The organism is Bradyrhizobium sp. JHI2711, assembly GCF_056156565.1.
Genome location: NZ_JBPZPT010000045.1, coordinates 1 through 211, shown reverse-complemented (window position 1 = coordinate 211; position 211 = coordinate 1). Strand labels below are relative to the sequence as shown.

1 protein-coding gene is annotated in these 211 nt (G+C 60.7%); it reads left to right on the top strand.

Going from position 1 to position 211, the window contains the following annotated elements:
- On the top strand, positions 1-211 hold a 211-nt coding region (locus tag ACTEK7_RS36710), incomplete at both ends, for a cadherin-like domain-containing protein (protein WP_474810829.1).

The following is a 211-nucleotide window of genomic DNA, read 5'->3' as shown; positions in this document are numbered from 1 at the left end:
ATGAGGTTGCGAATCAAGCGCCAGTTGCAAGCCCTATAGCCTTGGCCGCAGGTACGGAGGACATTGTCTACACGATCAGCGCAACGACCTTGCTCGCTGGAGTCACGGACGTCGACAGCTCTTCGCTCTCGATCACCTCGGTCAGCGTGGCGAGCGGTGGTGGCAGCATCGTCAACAACGGCAATGGCACCTGGACGTATACGCCGGCCGC